Origin of the sequence: Sinorhizobium sp. 22678, from assembly GCF_052044265.1 — a bacterium.
GTDB lineage: Bacteria > Pseudomonadota > Alphaproteobacteria > Rhizobiales > Rhizobiaceae > Sinorhizobium > Sinorhizobium meliloti_A.
In genome coordinates this window covers 84,482-101,505 of the sequence record NZ_JBQEMS010000021.1, presented here as the reverse complement: position 1 = coordinate 101,505, position 17,024 = coordinate 84,482, and the positions used below count along the sequence as shown (strand labels likewise).

General features: G+C 63.8%; 13 protein-coding genes. 7 read left to right on the top strand and 6 right to left on the bottom strand.

What is annotated here, in order from left to right:
* Nucleotides 1-97: 97 nt before the first annotated feature.
* Nucleotides 98-1,043 (top strand): IS630 family transposase gene (locus ACTJKL_RS25160; RefSeq protein ID WP_440853413.1). Its coding sequence is split into 2 segments (ribosomal slippage): nucleotides 98-436 and nucleotides 438-1,043, totalling 945 coding nucleotides; the frame shifts between segments, so codons are not numbered across the junction.
* 12 nt (nucleotides 1,044-1,055) lie between these two features.
* On the opposite strand, the gene ACTJKL_RS25155 is transcribed toward ACTJKL_RS25160, so the two are convergent.
* The 4 genes from ACTJKL_RS25155 to ACTJKL_RS25140 form a co-directional block, all read right to left on the bottom strand.
* Nucleotides 1,056-1,292 (bottom strand): Lrp/AsnC ligand binding domain-containing protein, encoded by a 237-nt coding sequence (locus tag ACTJKL_RS25155; RefSeq protein ID WP_018094127.1) that lies wholly within the window; start codon nucleotides 1,290-1,292, stop codon nucleotides 1,056-1,058.
* Nucleotides 1,293-1,390: 98 nt separating this feature from the next.
* Entirely contained in the window at nucleotides 1,391-2,194 is an 804-nt protein-coding gene (locus tag ACTJKL_RS25150; protein WP_338278000.1) for a TIGR02186 family protein, read from the bottom strand.
* Complete coding sequence (locus ACTJKL_RS25145; RefSeq protein ID WP_018094125.1) at nucleotides 2,194-3,120, bottom strand: sulfite exporter TauE/SafE family protein; 927 nt, start codon at nucleotides 3,118-3,120, stop codon at nucleotides 2,194-2,196. The genes ACTJKL_RS25150 and ACTJKL_RS25145 overlap by 1 nt, the downstream gene beginning before the upstream one ends.
* Nucleotides 3,121-3,458: 338 nt before the next feature.
* Complete coding sequence (locus ACTJKL_RS25140) at nucleotides 3,459-7,121, bottom strand: peptidoglycan-binding protein (RefSeq protein WP_440854086.1); 3,663 nt, start codon at nucleotides 7,119-7,121, stop codon at nucleotides 3,459-3,461.
* 447 nt (nucleotides 7,122-7,568) lie between these two features.
* Here ACTJKL_RS25140 and ACTJKL_RS25135 point away from each other — a divergent pair, with 447 nt between their 5' ends.
* The 3 genes from ACTJKL_RS25135 to ACTJKL_RS25125 all read left to right on the top strand — a co-directional run bounded on the left by ACTJKL_RS25135 (nucleotide 7,569) and on the right by ACTJKL_RS25125 (nucleotide 12,917).
* Complete coding sequence (locus ACTJKL_RS25135; RefSeq protein WP_338277995.1) at nucleotides 7,569-9,365, top strand: acyl-CoA dehydrogenase C-terminal domain-containing protein; 1,797 nt, start codon at nucleotides 7,569-7,571, stop codon at nucleotides 9,363-9,365.
* 108 nt (nucleotides 9,366-9,473) lie between these two features.
* Complete coding sequence (locus tag ACTJKL_RS25130; protein WP_440854085.1) at nucleotides 9,474-10,682, top strand: acetyl-CoA C-acetyltransferase; 1,209 nt, start codon at nucleotides 9,474-9,476, stop codon at nucleotides 10,680-10,682.
* A 21-nt stretch (nucleotides 10,683-10,703) separates the two neighbouring features.
* The gene (locus tag ACTJKL_RS25125) at nucleotides 10,704-12,917 is read left to right on the top strand and encodes a 3-hydroxyacyl-CoA dehydrogenase NAD-binding domain-containing protein (RefSeq protein WP_440854084.1); all 2,214 of its coding nucleotides are present in this window, start codon (nucleotides 10,704-10,706) and stop codon (nucleotides 12,915-12,917) included.
* Between the two features lie 88 nt (nucleotides 12,918-13,005).
* Here ACTJKL_RS25125 and ACTJKL_RS25120 read toward each other — a convergent pair whose 3' ends face one another.
* Entirely contained in the window at nucleotides 13,006-13,479 is a 474-nt protein-coding gene (locus tag ACTJKL_RS25120; protein ID WP_275596825.1) for an SRPBCC family protein, read from the bottom strand.
* 123 nt (nucleotides 13,480-13,602) lie between these two features.
* On the opposite strand from ACTJKL_RS25120, the gene ACTJKL_RS25115 reads away from it, so the two are divergent.
* Nucleotides 13,603-14,112, top strand: a complete 510-nt coding sequence (locus tag ACTJKL_RS25115) for a winged helix-turn-helix transcriptional regulator (RefSeq protein WP_275596826.1) — start codon at nucleotides 13,603-13,605, stop codon at nucleotides 14,110-14,112.
* A 121-nt stretch (nucleotides 14,113-14,233) separates the two neighbouring features.
* On the opposite strand, the gene ACTJKL_RS25110 is transcribed toward ACTJKL_RS25115, so the two are convergent.
* A complete protein-coding gene (locus ACTJKL_RS25110; RefSeq protein ID WP_018094119.1) occupies nucleotides 14,234-15,319 on the bottom strand; it encodes a calcium:cation antiporter in 1,086 nt (361 codons plus the stop codon).
* Between the two features lie 225 nt (nucleotides 15,320-15,544).
* Between ACTJKL_RS25110 and ACTJKL_RS25105 the strand changes: the two genes are divergently transcribed.
* Together ACTJKL_RS25105 and ACTJKL_RS25100 are read left to right on the top strand one after the other, a co-directional pair.
* Nucleotides 15,545-16,201: a S24 family peptidase gene (locus ACTJKL_RS25105; protein WP_100669669.1), complete on the top strand. Its 657-nt coding sequence runs from the start codon at nucleotides 15,545-15,547 to the stop codon at nucleotides 16,199-16,201.
* A 9-nt stretch (nucleotides 16,202-16,210) separates the two neighbouring features.
* Complete coding sequence (locus tag ACTJKL_RS25100) at nucleotides 16,211-17,017, top strand: thermonuclease family protein (protein ID WP_440854083.1); 807 nt, start codon at nucleotides 16,211-16,213, stop codon at nucleotides 17,015-17,017.
* The last annotated feature ends 7 nt before the right edge of the window (nucleotides 17,018-17,024 follow it).

Below are 17,024 nucleotides of genomic sequence, written 5' to 3'. Positions count from 1 at the left end.
GCCCTAGAGTCGGTCAGCCTTAAGCTGAATCGAACCGGGATTCCCTTTTTGCTTCGATTGTGATTCAAGATCATTGCTGGTGAGGAGGCCAGCAATGATGGCGCGACCTCTTTCTCTTGATTTACGCCAGCGCGTCGCCGACGCCTTGGCAGGAGGCATGACGGTGCGGGCGGCAGCGTTGCGCTTTGGAATATCAGCGGCGACGGCGGTGCGGATCGGCCAGCTCGACCGGTCCGGCCGCGGTTTGGCGCCGGCCAAGATGGGTGGCCATGTCAAACCCATGCTGCGGGGCGCGGCGGCCGATGAGGTTCACCGTCGGCTGGCGGCCAAGCCCGATTGGACGGTGCGGGCGCTTGCCGCCGATCTGAAGGCGGCCGGGATCGATGTCTCTCACGACACCGTTTGGCGTTTCCTGCGCCGCGAAGGCAAGACATTTAAAAAAAACGCTGATCGCCAGCGAACAGGACAGGCCGAAGGTGGCGCGGTTCCGAAGCCGCTGGAAGACCCATCAACATCGACTTGATCCGCGCCGCCTGGTGTTCGTCGACGAAACCTGGGTCAAAACCAACATGACGCGCACCCGCGGCTGGTGTCAGCGCGGCCAGCCGCTTTTCGCCAGAATACCGCATGGCCATTGGAAGACGCTGACCTTCCTCGCCGGGCTGCGCCACGACCGCATCGTCGCGCCCTTCGTGCTCGATGGCCCGATCAACGGCATTGCCTTCACCGCGTGGGTCGAGCAATGCCTGGCACCAACCCTCAGTCCCGGCGATATCGTCATCCTCGACAATCTCGGCAGCCATAAGGGCAAGCCTGCGCGCAACGCCATCCGCGATGCCGGCGCCCATCTGTTCTTCCTGCCGCCTTACAGCCCCGACCTCAATCCGATCGAGATGATGTTCGCCAAACTGAAGACCCTGCTGCGCAAATCCGACGAGCGCAGCGTCGACGCGACATGGAGACGCCTCGGCGAAGTCCTCAAAGCCTTCAACCCGCACGAATGCGCCGCCTATCTCAGGCATGCAGGATATGTTTCAACATAAACCTGACAGACTCTAGAACGCGTTGAACGTCAGCGTCGTCAGCGAGCGGGATATGCCCGGAACGCTGGCGATATTGTCGTTGATGAACTTTCCGATATCCTGGCCTTCCTCGACATAGACCTTCAGTAGCAGATCATAGTCGCCGCTGGTCGAATACATCTCCGAGACGATCTCCCTGCGGTAGATCTCGTCGGCCACCTCATAGGTCTTGCCGGGGGCGCATTGCAGTTGCACGAAAATCGGTTTCATGGGGTTTCCTCAAGTTTCGCATCGCTTGCCGCCGATGCCCGTGCTTCCTTAAACCGCCATAACGCAAAATGGAACGCCAACTCGGTTTGCCGGCTCCCTCACTCCTTGCGGAAGAGCAGGCTGGCACCCCAGCCGGTGACGACGGCGAGGGTTACGGCCAGAAGGCCGTAGATCAGCGGCTGATCGTGCGCGGCGCGGGTAATCGCCTGTTCGAGGCCGGTCTTCACCACCCTGAGCGGAAGAGCCTTGGCGGCGACGAAGACGCCGTCGCGGAAGAGATAGGCGCGTACGACATGGATGCCGTTCGGGACATTGGTCGGCAGCCGCACCGAAGCCTTGAACAGGCTCGAACTGATGAACTGCACCCCGCCCGGATCGCGCTGATAGACGCCGCTCGTCTCGCGAATCGTCCGGAAGGCGTTGCGGAACTCGCCGAGCGTGCTGCCGTCGCCGACGAAGCCGAGCGGCACCAGCCGCATATGGTCGACGCCGATGCCCATATTGGCGATGTCGCGCCGCGGCGCGATCGTCTCGATGGCGCGGGTACTCGAAAGCGAGTAGGCCTCCGGCACGAGCTCGAAGGTCATCGACTGGGTATTGACCCAGATACCGAATACCCGCTCCTTCTTTCGCACCGTGGCGTTGTCCTTCGGCCCTTCCAGCACGACGATGATATTGTACTTGCCCTGCGCCAGGAGGCTGGCGTCGAATCCATCGATGGCGCCGAAGATCGTCAGGTCGGCGCCCCGGAAATCGGACGTGATGGCAATCTCTTCCGTCGAAATGCCGATCTCGAGCTTCTCGGTGAAGTTGGTGACCTGGCGCTCCAGAACCTGCGCTGCGGCCGGGGTGGCGACGGCGAGGACCAGGGCGACGATCGGGTGAACGAGAAGCGAGCGCATCAGAAACCGGCCCCCGCGGATACGACCGAGTAAATGTCCTTCGGCGGGATGACGAGCTCGACCGCCAGGCGGATGCCGACGGCGAGAACGAGCAGCGCCAGCAGTGCCCTGAGCTGCTCGCCGCGCAGCCGCTGGCCGACGCGCACGCCATATTGCGCCCCGATGACGCCGGCGATCATCAGCACGAAGGCCAGCACGATGTCGACGGTGTAGTTGGTCGAGGCCTGAACAATCACCGTATAGGCGGAGACGAAGACGATCTGGAAGAGCGATGTGCCCACGACGACGCTGGTCGGAATGCGCAACAGATAGATCATGGCCGGCACCATGATGAAGCCGCCGCCGACGCCCATCACCGACGTCAGCACGCCGATGGAAAAGCCGAGCGTCGCCACAGGGATGACACTCAGATAGATCTTCGACTTCTTGAAGCGCATCTTCAGCGGCAGGCCGTGGATCCAATTGTGCTGCCCGGGCCGTCTGAGCTGCGCCGGCTGGTTCTTCGCTGCCTTGCGCATTGCGCCGATGCTCTCCCACAGCATCAGCGCGCCGACCGAGCCGAGAAGCACCACATAAAGCAGCGAGATCACCAGATCGAGCTGGCCGACGCTCCTGAGCAGCGAGAACAGCCAGACGCCGACGGTCGCGCCCACAAGGCCGCCGCACAAGAGCACCGTGCCGAGCTTGATATCGATGGTGCCGCGGCGGAAATGGGCGATCGCCCCTGATATCGACGAGGCGACCACCTGGTTGGCGCCGGTCGCCACCGCCACGACGGGCGGAATATTGTAGAAGATCAGAAGCGGAGTGATCAGAAATCCGCCGCCGACGCCGAACATGCCGGACAGAAAACCGACGGCCGCGCCCATGCCGAGAATGACGAAGATGTTCACCGACAACTCAGCAATGGGCAGATAGACCGTCACGGCCGAACCTCGATATGCCAGCGGCCCGCATTGCGGGCGGAAATTGCTCCTCCACAATTCCTAACCGCAAACAATTGAGGAATTGTGCAATGTTTCACTATTCTCAAGCCTCACGCGCTCGAAGAGGCGCACGGCGCTGTCCTTCGAAGTGGTACATGATTAACCACGGACGGGGGGTATATGGGTGGACCGTTCGCGCCCCCGAGGGAGAAACGGGCGACACTTTCTCTCATGCGCTCCCGGACCAGAGCTGTCAACCTTTTCAGGCACATGCGCGGCCCCGCAGGCACGCCTGCGACCTTGTGGCACCACGTCATGCGCGGTACGGCCGAAACGGTTCAGCTGTTCCGCTTCAGGAGCTCCCGGACCAGCCCATCGGTGATCTCACCCGTCGGCTCCTGGCCGACCGAATTCTGAAAGGCCTTGATGGCGGCAATCGTCTTCTGGCCTACCTGGCCGTCCGGCTTGCCGGCATCGAAGCCGTTATTGTTGAGGATCGCCTGGATGTTGCGAACGGCTCTGGTCATATCGACGGTGGCCGTCTTGGTCGGCGGACCGACCCAGGCATCCGGGACCTCCACCGTGTTTGCTTCGGCGTCGAGAGGCCGAGCCTTCCAGGCGTCGACTTTCGCCTTGGCACTGGAAAGCTCCTCGGGCTTCAGCGCCTTGGCGATCTCGTCGCGCTTTTCTGCCGCGTCCTTGTCGCCATCGCGGGCCGCGATAGCGAACCATTTATAGGATTCTTCCAGATTGCGGGCCACACCGTCGCCCCGCGCATAGAGGACGGCGAGGTTGAACTGACTGTCGCGAACGCCGAGACTGGCGGCTTTCTCGAACCATCTGGCCGCTTCGGCGAGATCCGGCCCGCCGTCCCGGCCGCCGGCGAGCATGACGGCGAGATTGTGGATCGCACTGGCGTTGCCGGCTGCAGCCGCCTTGAGATAGAGCGCCTTGGCCTTTGCTGCGTCGCGCTGAACGCCCGCGCCCTTCTCATAAAGGTTGGCGAGCCGGTACGCGGCCGGTACCACGCCGGCGTCGGCGGCGCGCTGATACCACTTGACGGCTTCCGCCCGATCTTCCTCGACCCCCCGCCCTTCCGTGAAGCGGGCGCCTATTTCATAGAAGGCGAGAGGATCGCCGCCCTTGGCCGCGGTTACGAGCGCGGGCGGTCCGAAGCCCTCCGGCAGAACGATCTCGCTCATCCTGGCCGGCTCAGCGGCTAAACTTCCTGAAGGCGGCTGCAAGGTCGAGACGGGTCCAGGCGTTCGTGCCTCCGCCGGCCGCATCAAGGCCGCCTGGCCGTCGCCAGCGCCACCAATGGCCTTGTCAACCTTGCCGGCTTCGGCAGCGGTTGGCTGCTTGGGCGGCTGCTTTGCCGCTATCGGCGGCGCATCCGTCTTCTCCATGCCAGCGGGAGCCCTCGGCTCTTCTCCAGCCTTCGCGGTAGCTGCCGTTTGGACGAGGCGGTCGACGGCGGCCTTCGGCTCCGCAACCTCTGCCTTGCGCTCGATCGCTGCAACCGGCGGAGTGCTTGGGGCCTCCTTGCCTTTCAGCACCGTGCTGACGAGCGGATAGGACATGATCGCGAGCAGCACGGCACCGACCGCGATCAGGATCGGACGGCGGTGGCGGGCGAGCGCGCCGCCGACGGCGGATGGTGCCTTGCTTTCCTTGACGCGATTGAGCGTATCGGATTCCTCGACGGCCAGCTGCGCCGCGCGCCGCGCGGCGGCGATGAAGTCCGCCTTTTCGCCGTCGTTCGCCTCCTGCGCGCCACGGGCCATCTGACCGGCACGGACACGTTCGAGTATCTTCTTGACGTCCGGCACGCCGGAGCCCGGCTCGAGGAGCTGATTGGCGTCCTCGGGAGCGAGCATTTCGGAGGGGTCGAGCGAGGGGGTGGGCTCGACCATCTGCCGCGCCTGGATCGGCATTCCCTCGTTCTGCCTCGGCGCGAAGCGCCGAGTCAGACCGGCAAGCAGGCTCGTCTTCGCCGCACGGGCCTCCACCTTGATCTCGCCGTCTTCGACCATTGCGACTTCGGCGGCATCATTCGCCTCAGCTGCAGCCGGCACCGGTGCGTGGATGGAGGTTTCGCTTGCGGCCGCGAACGCCTGTGGCGCGCGTTCCACGTCCTTGTCGCTTTCCGCCATCGTCGAAGTGCCCGCGGCTTCGACGGGCGCAGCCTTGGGCATCGGACCATGAGAAGCCAGGGGCTCCCGCTCTTCAAGCCGCTCCAGTTTCTCGGCGATATGGACGAGCGTTTCATGCAGCGCCTCGAAGGTGCGTGCCGTCCGTTCGTCGCTCGAACGGCTGAGCTCCTCCAATGTACGCAGATCCTCGGCGAGCGCCGAGATCGCCGCCATGTCGGTACTCGCCGCCATCTGCGGTGCGGTGTTTCTGGAATATGCCTCCATCACGGCTTCCGCAGCCTGCCGAGCAGCTTCGATGATGTATTCGTCGCTGGTGGCGAGATAGTCTTCCAGCGTGTTCATCCGGCTCTCGAATTCCGCAGGCACGCCTGCCGTCTCACCGTGGGACTGGCTGATCAGAGTCGAGAGATTTCCGATCTGAGCTTCGAGATTGCGCAGCGCCTGCCGGTCGTCGAACGGCGCGGCATGCGTCTCCTCCAGGCGCTGGGCGATACCTGCCAAGCGATCCTCGAGGCGATCGAAGCGCGGGTCCGCCGTAGGCTCGACATTTCGCGCGAGCCCATCGATACGGCGGGCGAGATCGTCGAGCCGTTCGGCCAGCGCATCGGTGACGCTGTCGCCCGAGAGGGCTTCGATCTTCCGGGAAATGTCGGCAAGCCGATCCGTAAGATCCGGCTCCGCACCTTGCCGATTGTGCTCCAGCACCGCGGAAAGCTGGTCCAGGCGCTCTTCCAATCTGGCCGCCGCCTTCTCGCCGGCAAGGTCCTCCACGCGAGCTGCCAGCGCCTCGATCCGCGCGCCGAGACCGGAATCGGCGGGATTGGAGAGGGTGCCGATCTGCCGGGACAGATCGCCGAGCCTGTTCTCGAGACGATCGACGAACGAACCGTCGGTGCCGGCCACATTACCGCTGCCTGCGGCGATCGCCCGGCTGATCTCATCGAGCCGCTTGCCGAGGTCGGCGAATTGCGGCGCCAGGCGCCTCTCGTCCGGCTGGATCTGGCGCCCGAGCATCTCGATCGCCTGGGCGACCGCGACGAGCTTGCTTTCCAGCACCTCGATCCCGGTGCCCCTGTCCAGGGAATTGATCTGCGCCTTGATCTCGTCGAGCCGGTAGGCGAGCGCCACCAGCTCATCGTCGCGGTTCTGGTCGAAGGCGTTCAGCCGATCCTCGACGCCGGTCCATCGGTTTTCCATGCGGCGCATGCTGTCTTCGCGCGCGAGGCCTTCGAGCATGGACCTCAGGTCATCGAATTCGATCCTGAGCGCATCGGCCTCGGCGGGCGAAGCCTGCCGGCCAAGTTCCTTGATGCCGGCCGAAAGCCGCTCGATATCGTGCCGCACGTCCTCGGCGAAACGGCGGTCCTGGGCGGCTTCGGCCTTGATGCCGCGGATTTCCGAGCGCAGCGCATGCATCTCGCGGGACAGGCCGTCATCGAGATCGCGCTTCAGCTCATGCCGCAGACCGACCAGCGCCTCTGCAATATCCGCTGCAGCCGAAGAGCGTCCCGATGGCGCGGCTGCTGCCTGAGAGGGCTGGTAGCGTGGCTCTGCCGCGAGGCGGGGGGGAGCGAGGCGATCGAGGTCGCTCGGCGCAGCGCGTTCGCGCAGCGGCGACCGCTCGCGCGCCGCATTGAGCGCCCGCTGGCGGTCGATGATTTCGGAGACCGCTTCGCTTGGGGCCGGACGCGGCCGCTCGGGTTGCCGCGTCTCGCGGCTGACGCTGCTCATGAGCCCCTCGATGCGCGCTTCGAGCCCTTCGATGGTGCGGTTCAGGGCATCGAGCGACGGCCGGTCGCCATAGGACGGGCTGCCCATGCGCTGAGAAGTGGATCGCGATCCGTTCATTGCCTCTTCGCCCCTGTGTCGCTTTGGCCCTATTAATTCGACCGTCATCGAAGCCGCCGAAGGAGCCCGGGCTTCCCCGGCTTTCGCTCAGATTTCGGCGGCACCGCCGATGTGGGCAAAACCGCAACAATGCAAAGACGGGACCGGTTGCAGCTTTGACCATCTCAAAGCGCACAATTCATTAAACGTGGTAAATAAGCCGTTAACCGATCCGATTTTTAACGATTATTGTCGCCCGCTACGCCGCCGTCCCCCGCCATATGGCATGTGGAGCGGCGCACCGCAGGAGCGAAACTTTCGCCTTGCGGGAACTTTTGACGTTTACGGAAACGTCAAAATTCGATAGCATCCGTCCAAGTCGCACACCGCCACCGGTGCGCGCTCGACACAGTGGGAAGCGGGTCTGCGTGCGGCGCGGCCCGAAAGGACATCAAGGCGAGGAAAAGCATGCCCATCTACAAGGCTCCGGTCGACGATACCCTGTTCATCCTCAACGACGTGCTCGGCATCGAGCGCTACCACAATCTCCCGGGCTTTGCGGATGCGACGCCGGACATGACGGCCGCAGTCCTCGGCGAGGCCGCAAAGCTCGCTGAGGAGGTCCTCTTCCCGATCAATCTTTCCGGCGACCGGGAGGGCTGCAAGCGGCACGAGGACGGCTCCGTCACCGTGCCCAAGGGCTTCAAGGAAGCCTATGACCTTTATCGCGAAGGCGGCTGGCTTGGTCTTGCCGCCCCGGAAGAATTCGGCGGCCAGGGCCTGCCCTACACGCTCCACACCGCCGTCGGCGAATTCATGTCCGCGGCCAACATGTCGCTTATGATGTATCCGGGCCTGACGCAGGGGGCGATCGCGGCGATCCTGGTGCACGGTTCCGAAGGCCAGAAGCGGACCTATCTGCCCAAAATGGTCGACGGCACCTGGACCGGCACGATGAACCTGACGGAGCCCCATTGCGGCACCGACCTCGGCCTGCTGCGCACCAAGGCCGTGCCGAACGGCGACGGCTCCTACAGGATCTCCGGCCAGAAGATCTTCATCTCCGCCGGCGAGCACGACATGGCGGAAAATGTCGTCCACCTGGTGCTGGCGCGCATCGAGGGTGCGCCCGACGGTGTAAAGGGCATCTCGCTCTTTATCGTGCCGAAATTCAAGCTCGACGCCAGCGGCGAGCCGGGCGAACGCAACGGCGTTTCCTGCGGCGCGATCGAACACAAGATGGGCATCCACGGCAACGCGACCTGCGTCATGAATTATGACGGGGCGACCGGCTATCTGATCGGCACGGAGAACAAGGGCCTCAGCGCCATGTTCGTGATGATGAACGAGGCCAGGCTTGCCGTCGGCATGCAGGGGCTTTCGATTGCCGAAGTCGCTTATCAGAATGCTGCGAGCTACGCGCGCGAGCGCATCCAGGGCCGCTCCCTGTCCGGCCCCAAGGCGCCGGACAAGAAGGCCGATCCGATCATCGTCCATCCGGACATCCGCCGCACGCTGATGACGATCAAGGCCTTCAACGAAGGCGGCCGCGCCTTCACGCTCTGGACGGCACTGAAGTCGGACATCGCCCATCGTTCGGACAGCGAAGAGGAGCGCCAGGCGGCGGACGACATCCTCAGCCTGATGACGCCCATCCTCAAGGGCGTGCTGACGGACAAGGGCTTCGATCACGCGGTGATGGCGCAGCAGGTATTCGGCGGCCACGGCTATATCGAAGAGCACGGCATGAGCCAGTACGTGCGCGATGCCCGCATCGCCATGATCTACGAGGGTGCCAACGGCATCCAGGCGCTCGACCTGGTCGGTCGCAAGCTCGCGATGAACGGCGGCCGCGCCGTCATGGCTCTGTTCAAGGAGATCGGCGACTTCTGCGAGGAGAACCGCGGCGACGAAAAGCTCTCCGGCTACACCAAGGCCCTTAAGAAAGGGCTGAACGACCTGCAGGCCGCGACCATGTGGTTCATGCAGAACGCCATGGCCAAACCCGACAATGCCGGAGCCGGCTCCACCGACTACATGCATCTCTTCGGCCTCGTCGTCCTCGGCTATATGTGGGCGAAGATGGCGAAGACGGCGGAGGAGAAGCTTGCCGCTGGCGAAACGCAGCGCGCGGACTATCTCAAGAACAAGCTGATCACGGCGAGGTTCTTCATGGAGCGCATCCTGCCTGAAACGGCGCTGCGCAAGATCCGCATCGAAACGGGCGCCGACACGATGATGGCGCTGGACGCGGCCGCGTTCTGATTTCAGACTGGAGCCGGATCGAAAGCGAGAAGCGGCCTTTCCGCCCGAATCCCGCTCCGATTGATAATGCGCGGCCCGAGGAAACGCCGCCGAAAGGGAGATCAAGAGATGACGAAAGTCTTCGTTTACGACCACGTGCGCACGCCGCGCGGCCGTGGCAAGAAGGACGGTGCGCTGCACGAGGTGCCCTCCGTCCGGCTCGCCGCCAAGGTGCTCGAGGCCGTGCGCGATCGCAACGGGCTCGACACTTCGACGGTCGACGACGTCATCATGGGTTGCGTCGACCCGGTCATGGATGCGGGTGCGGTCATCCCGAAAGCCGCAGCCTTCGAGGCGGGTTATTCGACGCGTGCGCCCGGCATGCAGATCTCCCGCTTCTGCGCCTCCGGCCTCGACGCCGTCAATTTCGGCGCCGCGAAGATCGCCCAAGGAGCGGACGATATCGTGATCGCCGGCGGCGTGGAGTCGATGTCCCGCGTCGGCCTCGGCATGTCGGGCGGCGCCTGGTTCATGGACCCCTCGGTCAACCTGCCCGCCTATTTCATGCCGCAGGGCGTTTCCGCCGACCTGATCGCCACGAAATACGGTTTCTCGCGCGACGACGTCGACGCCTATGCGGTGGAAAGCCAGAAGCGCGCCGCCAATGCATGGGAGAAGGGCTATTTCAAGAACTCGGTCGTCCCGGTCAAGGACCAGAACGGCCTCGTCATCCTCGACCGCGACGAGCATATGCGCCCCGGCACGGACATGCAGGCACTTGCCTCGCTAAACCCTTCCTTCCAGATGCCCGGCGAGATGGGCGGCTTCGAGGCCGTCGGCATCCAGGCGCATCCGGAGATCGAGCGCATCAAATACGTCCACCACGCCGGCAATTCCTCCGGCATCGTCGATGGCGCCGCGGCCGTGCTCATCGGCTCCAAGGCCGGCGGCGAAGCCATGGGGCTCAAACCCCGCGCCCGCATCCGCGCCTTCGCCAATATCGGCTCCGACCCGGCCCTGATGCTGACCGGGCCGGTCGACGTCACCGAGAAGCTCCTCAAGCGGGCGGACATGAAGCTCTCCGACATCGATCTTTTCGAGCTCAATGAGGCCTTCGCGGCCGTCGTGCTGCGCTACTGCCAGGCTTTCGACATCCCGCACGACAAGATCAACGTCAATGGCGGCGCGATCGCCATGGGCCATCCGCTCGGCGCGACCGGGGCGATGATCCTCGGCACCGTGCTCGACGAGCTGGAGCGCCGCGACCTCAACACGGCGCTGGTGACGCTCTGCATCGGCGCCGGCATGGGCACCGCCACGATCATCGAACGCGTCTGATCCGATCCCGGGAGAGAGAATATGTCTTACACGAACTTCAAGATCGAAACCGACGCCGACGGCATCGCGCTGGTCACCTGGGACATGCCCGACAAGTCGATGAACGTCTTCACCGAAGAGGTGATGACGGAACTCGACGCCATCATCGATCAGACGACGGCGGATCCTGCCGTCAAGGGCGTGGTCGTCACCTCCGGCAAATCCTCCTTCTCCGGCGGCGCCGACCTTTCGATGATCAAGTCGATGTTCACTTTCCAGGCGGAGGAGAAGAAGAAGGACCCGGACAACGCGGCCCGGAGACTCTTCGACCTCGTCGGCCGGATGACGGGTCTCTTCCGCAAGCTCGAAACCTCGGGCAAGCCCTGGGTCTCGGCCATCAACGGCACCTGCATGGGCGGCGCCTTCGAGATGTCGCTCGCGTGCCACGGCCGTGTCGCCTCCAATGCGAAATCGGTGAAGATCGCGCTTCCCGAGGTCAAGGTCGGCATTTTCCCGGGTGCCGGCGGCACCCAGCGCGTTCCACGGCTGACCAATACGCAGGACGCGTTGCAGATGATGACGACCGGCTCCTCGCTTACGCCGGCGCGAGCAAAGGCCATGGGGCTCGTTCACGAGGTGGTCGACCCGGACAAACTGATGGAGGCCGCCAAGGCGATGATCAAGAACGGCCTGAAGCCGGTGCAGCCCTGGGACGAGAAGGGCTTCAAGCTCCCGGGCGGCGGCATCTGGACGCCCGCCTCCGCGCAGCTCTGGCCGGCCGCCTCCGGCATCCTGCGCCGCGAGACCTATGGCAATTACCCCGGCGCGATCGCGATCCTGAAATGCGTCTATGAGGGGCTGCAGGTTCCCTTCGATACGGCCTTGAAGATCGAGCAGCGCTATTTCACCGAAATCCTGCAGACGACCGAAGCCTTTTCGATGATCCGGTCGCTGTTCGTCTCGATGCAGGAACTCGGCAAGGGCGCGCGCCGGCCGGCCGGCGTACCGAAGACCGAGCTCAAGAAAATCGGCGTCGTCGGCGCCGGTTTCATGGGCGCCTCGATCGCCTATGTAACCGCGGCAGGCGGCATCCCCGTCACCCTCATCGACCGCGACATGGAAGCTGCCGAAAAGGGCAGGACGCATTCGGAAGGCCTGGTCAAGGACGCGATCGGCAAGGGACGCTTGACCAAAGAGGAAGGCGAAGCGCTGCTTTCGCGCATCACACCTTCGGCGGACTACGGCGATCTCAAGGATGCCGGCCTCGTCATCGAGGCGGTCTTCGAGGACCGGCAGGTCAAGAAGGACGTGATCGAGAAGGTCGAAGCGGTGATCGCCGAGGACGCGATCTTCGCCTCCAACACTTCGACGCTGCCGATCACCGGCCTCGCCAGGAATTCCAAACGGCCGGACCGGTTCATCGGCATCCATTTCTTCTCGCCGGTCGAGAAAATGATGCTGACGGAGGTGATCCTCGGCAAGGAGACCGGAGACCGTGCACTCGCGGCCGCGCTCGACTATGTCTCGGCGATCAGGAAGACGCCGATCGTCGTCAACGACACGCGCGGCTTCTATGTCAATCGCTGCGTCTTCCGCTATATCCACGAAGCCTATGACATGCTGATCGAGGGCGTACCGCCGGCGATGATCGAGAACGCCGCCAAGATGGCCGGCATGCCGGTCGGACCGCTGTCGCTCAACGACGAGGTGGCGATCGACCTCAGCCAGAAGATCCTGAAGGCGGCCGTCGCCGATCTCGGCGAGAAGGCCGTCGATCCCAGACACATGGCGCTGATCGACAAGATGGTGGACGAGCTCGACCGGCGCGGCCGCAAGAACGGCAAGGGCTTCTATGAGTATCCGGCAAAGCCGGCCAGGAAATATCTCTGGCCGGGTCTGAAGGAGCTCTACCCGCAGAAGGATGCCGGCGAGATCGAGGTCGGCGTGCTCAAGCAGCGCCTGCTGGTGACGATCGCACTCGAAGCCGCGCGCACGATCGAGGAGGGCATCGTCACCGATCCGCGCGAAGCCGATGTCGGCTCGATCCTCGGCTTCGGCTTTGCCCCCTACACCGGCGGCACGATCTCTTACATCGACGGCATGGGCGCAAAAGCCTTCGTCGAGCTCTGCGAAAAGCTCGCGGCCGACCATGGCGACCACTTCCGGCCGACGCCGCTTCTGAAGGAGATGGCCGAAAAGGGCGAGACCTTCTACGGGCGCTTCGATCCTTATGGCGCGGGGCAGAAGGCGGCATAAGCCGCCAGGTTAGCCGCACGGCGCAAAGATTGTCTCTCCGGTCGTTCTCGGTAACCGCGAATGACCGGAGAGAAACGTATTCAAGGCTTCAGGCCACTTCAGCCTTCTCACCGAGCTCGGCCGCCAGAAATCCGATCAGCTGCTCCCAGCCTTCGCGGCGATATTCCACCTTGTCGAGCCCATCCAGGAATGCCCCCTGCTCCGTGAAGACGACGCGTGTGCCGGTGCCTTCCGGTATGAGGTCGACGGTGGCGATCGACGCGGAAAGCCGCTGCTCGTCCTTCGCCATGGTATAGGCCGAGACGATCCGCCGGTTCTCGACGATGTCGAGATAGATCGTTTCATTGAAATAGAAAACCTTCCCGTCCTGGCTGAACCGGCCGCTTTCCCGGCCGCCGATGCGGAAGTCGTGGCTATATTCGGCGACCGGCCAGTTGTCGGCCTTGACGAACCAGCGGTCGTGCGCAGCAGGATCGGCGAAGGCCTCGAACACCTGTTCCGGGGGTGAATTGAAAACGCGTTCGATGGTGAAATCCGCATGGGCGACAGAAGCTTTGGTCATGATCTTTTCCTCCTCGCTGGGAAACTGGTTGCGAAATGAAAGCGGTTGCAGGCTAACTTCACTGGTGCAATAATGCAAGCAGTTTTAGAGCGGATGCTCCGCTCGCGTTTTGCAGAGACCAAAATGACCGATGACCATCGCTCGGGTTGCCCGATCAATCTCTCGCTCGAAGTATTCGGCGACAAATGGAGCCTCCTGATCATTCGCGACATGATTTTCGGCGGCAAACGCCACTTCCGCGAGCTCCTGCGCTCGCAGGAGGGGATTTCCACCAACATCCTCGCCGACCGGCTGAAAACGCTTGTCGAGATCGGCATGCTGACGAAAGCGGACGATCCGAGCCACAAGCAGAAGGCGATCTACAGCCTGACGGAAATGGCGATCGCGCTTGTGCCGATCATGGCCCATCTCGGCGCCTGGGGCCGGCGCTACCTGCCGGTCACCGAGGAACTCAGCATCCGCGCCCAACTGATGGAGGAGGGCGGCCCCGAGCTCTGGGAGCGTTTCATGCGGGAATTGCGCGCCGAACACCTCGGCGAGGCCAGACCGGAGGGACCCTCCGTGCGGCAAACGCTTCAAGCCGCCTATGACCGCGTTGTGGCGCGCAAGGCGATGGAAGAGCAGCCGGCCTGAGCACTAATCTTTGACCCAACGCACTTCCGGACGGAAAACCGTTACACACTTTTCCTGGAAGTGCTCTTGATCCAACGCACTTCCGGACGGAAAACCGTTACACACTTTTCCTGGAAGTGCTCTAAAGCCCGAGGGCTGACAGCATGATGAAGGTGGCGAACAGCACGAAATGCGTCATGCCTTCGATGGCATTGGTCTGACCGTCATTGAGATTGATAGCGGCGGCGATGAGCGTCACCGCAACCATCACCGTCTGCACCGGCGACATGGCCATGATGAAGGGTTGGCCCGTATAAAGGGCAATCGCCTCCATGACGGGTACGGTCAGGATCACGGTCGAAAGCGAAGCGCCGAGCGCGATGTTCACCACTGCCTGCATGCGGTTGGCGAGCGCGGCGCGCATTGCCGTCATGACCTCGGGCGAAGCGGAGATCGCCGCGACGACGATCGCGGCCAGGGCCGGCGGCGCCGCCGTGCCCTTGATCCCGGCCGACAGCAGCCCGGACATGATTTCGGCGAGAAAGCCGATCACCACCACGCCCAGGATGAGCACGACGACGGAAGGAAGCACCGGCTCGTCCTCGAGCCGGCTTGCCGCGGTTCCCGCTTTGGCGCGCGGATAGCTGTAACTGAAGAAGTAGCTGTGGACGCCAACCTGCATGCGCAGGAACAACGTATAGAGCACGATCATCGCGCCGATGGTGAAGGCGGAATAGTAATGCCATTTCGACTGCGGCACGAATTCGGGGACGAGCATGGAAATGCCCATGGCCGTGAGAATCATGACGCTGTAAGTGCGCGCGGAATCGTCGTTATAGGGCTGCTCGCCGTGTTTGAGGCCGCCGAGCAGCGCCGCAAGTCCGAGGATCCCGTTGATATCGAGCATTACTGCCGAATAGATCGTATCGCGCACCAGCGTCGGCGAGGTCTCGCCGGTCATCATGATGGCGAGGATGACGACCTCGACCAGCACCGCCGAAAGCGTCAGGATCATCGTGCCGTAGGGATCACCCACTTTGGCGGCAAGTACCTCGGCATGATGGGCGACCCGCATGGAAGCAAGCACGATCGCCGCCACCATCAGGGCCGCACCGATGAGCGATGCGGCGCGACCGGCCTCGAGCAGATGATGCTCGACCGCGACGCCGGCAAGAGCAGCGAGAAAAGCGGCAACGAGATGCCGTTCCGATCTCAGGTTTGCAAGCAAGCACGCCTCTTGGCCCGGAGTGACGCTGTTTTATTTAGCACAGCTGCTCAAGAGTTCACCCCCGAAGTCCGCTGCATCTGCTGTATGCCGTCCTTTGATCGGATAGGAAGGACTATTTTCCTCGCTGTGCTTTACGGTCGCGGGGCGCTTGGCTAATGTATTAGCAGACCGCGGAACGGCTTGCTGTGCCGCCCGCATCGTCTCTCCTTCCGAAGATGGGTCGACATGCTCTCACATGACAGCATCTGGCGCGCGATCGACGCCTTGGCAGAGCGCCACCGGCTTTCGCCGTCGGGCCTTGCACGGCGGGCCGGCCTGGACCCCACCTCGTTCAACAAGTCGAAGCGCCAGTCCACCGACGGGCGCGACCGATGGCCCTCCACCGAGTCGATCGCGAAGATATTGCATGCCACGGGGGCGAGCGTCGATCAGTTCCTGGCGCTGATGGAGCCCAATGCCGTCGGCCGCGAAAGGGAGGAAGCATCGGCAGCGCCGGGCATTCCGCTGATCGGTTTCGCGCAGGCCGGCGCCGGCGGTTTTTTCGACGACGGCGGCTTTCCGGTCGGCCAGGGCTGGGACACGATCGAATTCCCCACGCCCGAGCGGCGGCAGGGCGGTGCCTACGCTCTGGAGGTTCAGGGCGACAGCATGCTGCCGCTTTACCGCGACGGCGATGTCCTGATCGTCGACCCGAGCGCGCAGGTGCGCCGCAACGACCGCGTCGTGGTCAAGACGCGCGGGGGCGAGGTGATGGCGAAGGTGTTGGCCCGGCAGACGCCCCGCGGCATCGAACTCGTCTCGCTCAACCCCGACCATCCCAACCGCAATTTCGAGATGAACGACGTGGAATGGATTGCCCGGATCATCTGGGCCAGCCAATAGGATTCTTCGATGCGGCCGAGGCTCTTCACCATCGCCGGCGGGCTTGCCGCCCTCGCCCTTTATGCCGGCATTCTGATGGCCGGGGCCGCGATCATCCGCAACCGCGACAGCGTCGCAACGCCTGAGTTCGTGCTCGAAACGCCGGAAGCAGCGGTCGACGAGCCGATTTCGGTGGAGCCTCCCGCCGAGACCGAAGCCGCTCCTCCTCCCCCCGAACCGGATGCCGCCCCAGGCAAGGGCTCGCGCGTGGCGGCCAGGCCGGTCGAGCCGGGTCTCTTCGCCCAGCCGGAAGACGGAATTGCCAAACCCCTGGAACGGATCGCACCGAGACCGCCGCTTTCAAAGCCTGAGGAAAAGGAAAAGCCCGCTTCCGCCGTCTTCCCGCGCCCGGTTGCGCTTGCCGCCGGGCTTGTCCGGTCCGGCGAGACGACTCTGCAGCTCAAGGATATCGAACCCGAAACGCCCGACAAGGTCTGCGAAGCGAATGGCAGGAGCTGGCCTTGCGGCATGGTCGCGCGTACGGCGTTCCGCAACTTTTTGCGGGGCCGCGCACTCGTCTGCGAAGCGGCGGATGGCTCCTCGGAGACCTTGAACGCGCGGTGCAGCGTCGGCGGCCGGGACGTGGCCGAATGGCTCGTCGGCAACGGCTGGGCGACGCCGCTGCCGGGCACGGCGCTCGAGGCGAAGGCCGAGGCCGCCCGGGGCGCCAGGCTCGGTTTCTTCGGGGACGACCCGCGCGATCTTGCCCGAGCGCCTCTCGCGCTCGACGATCCGGCTGCGAGCATCGCCCCGGAAGACGCCGCGCCGGACTTGTAAGGCTTGG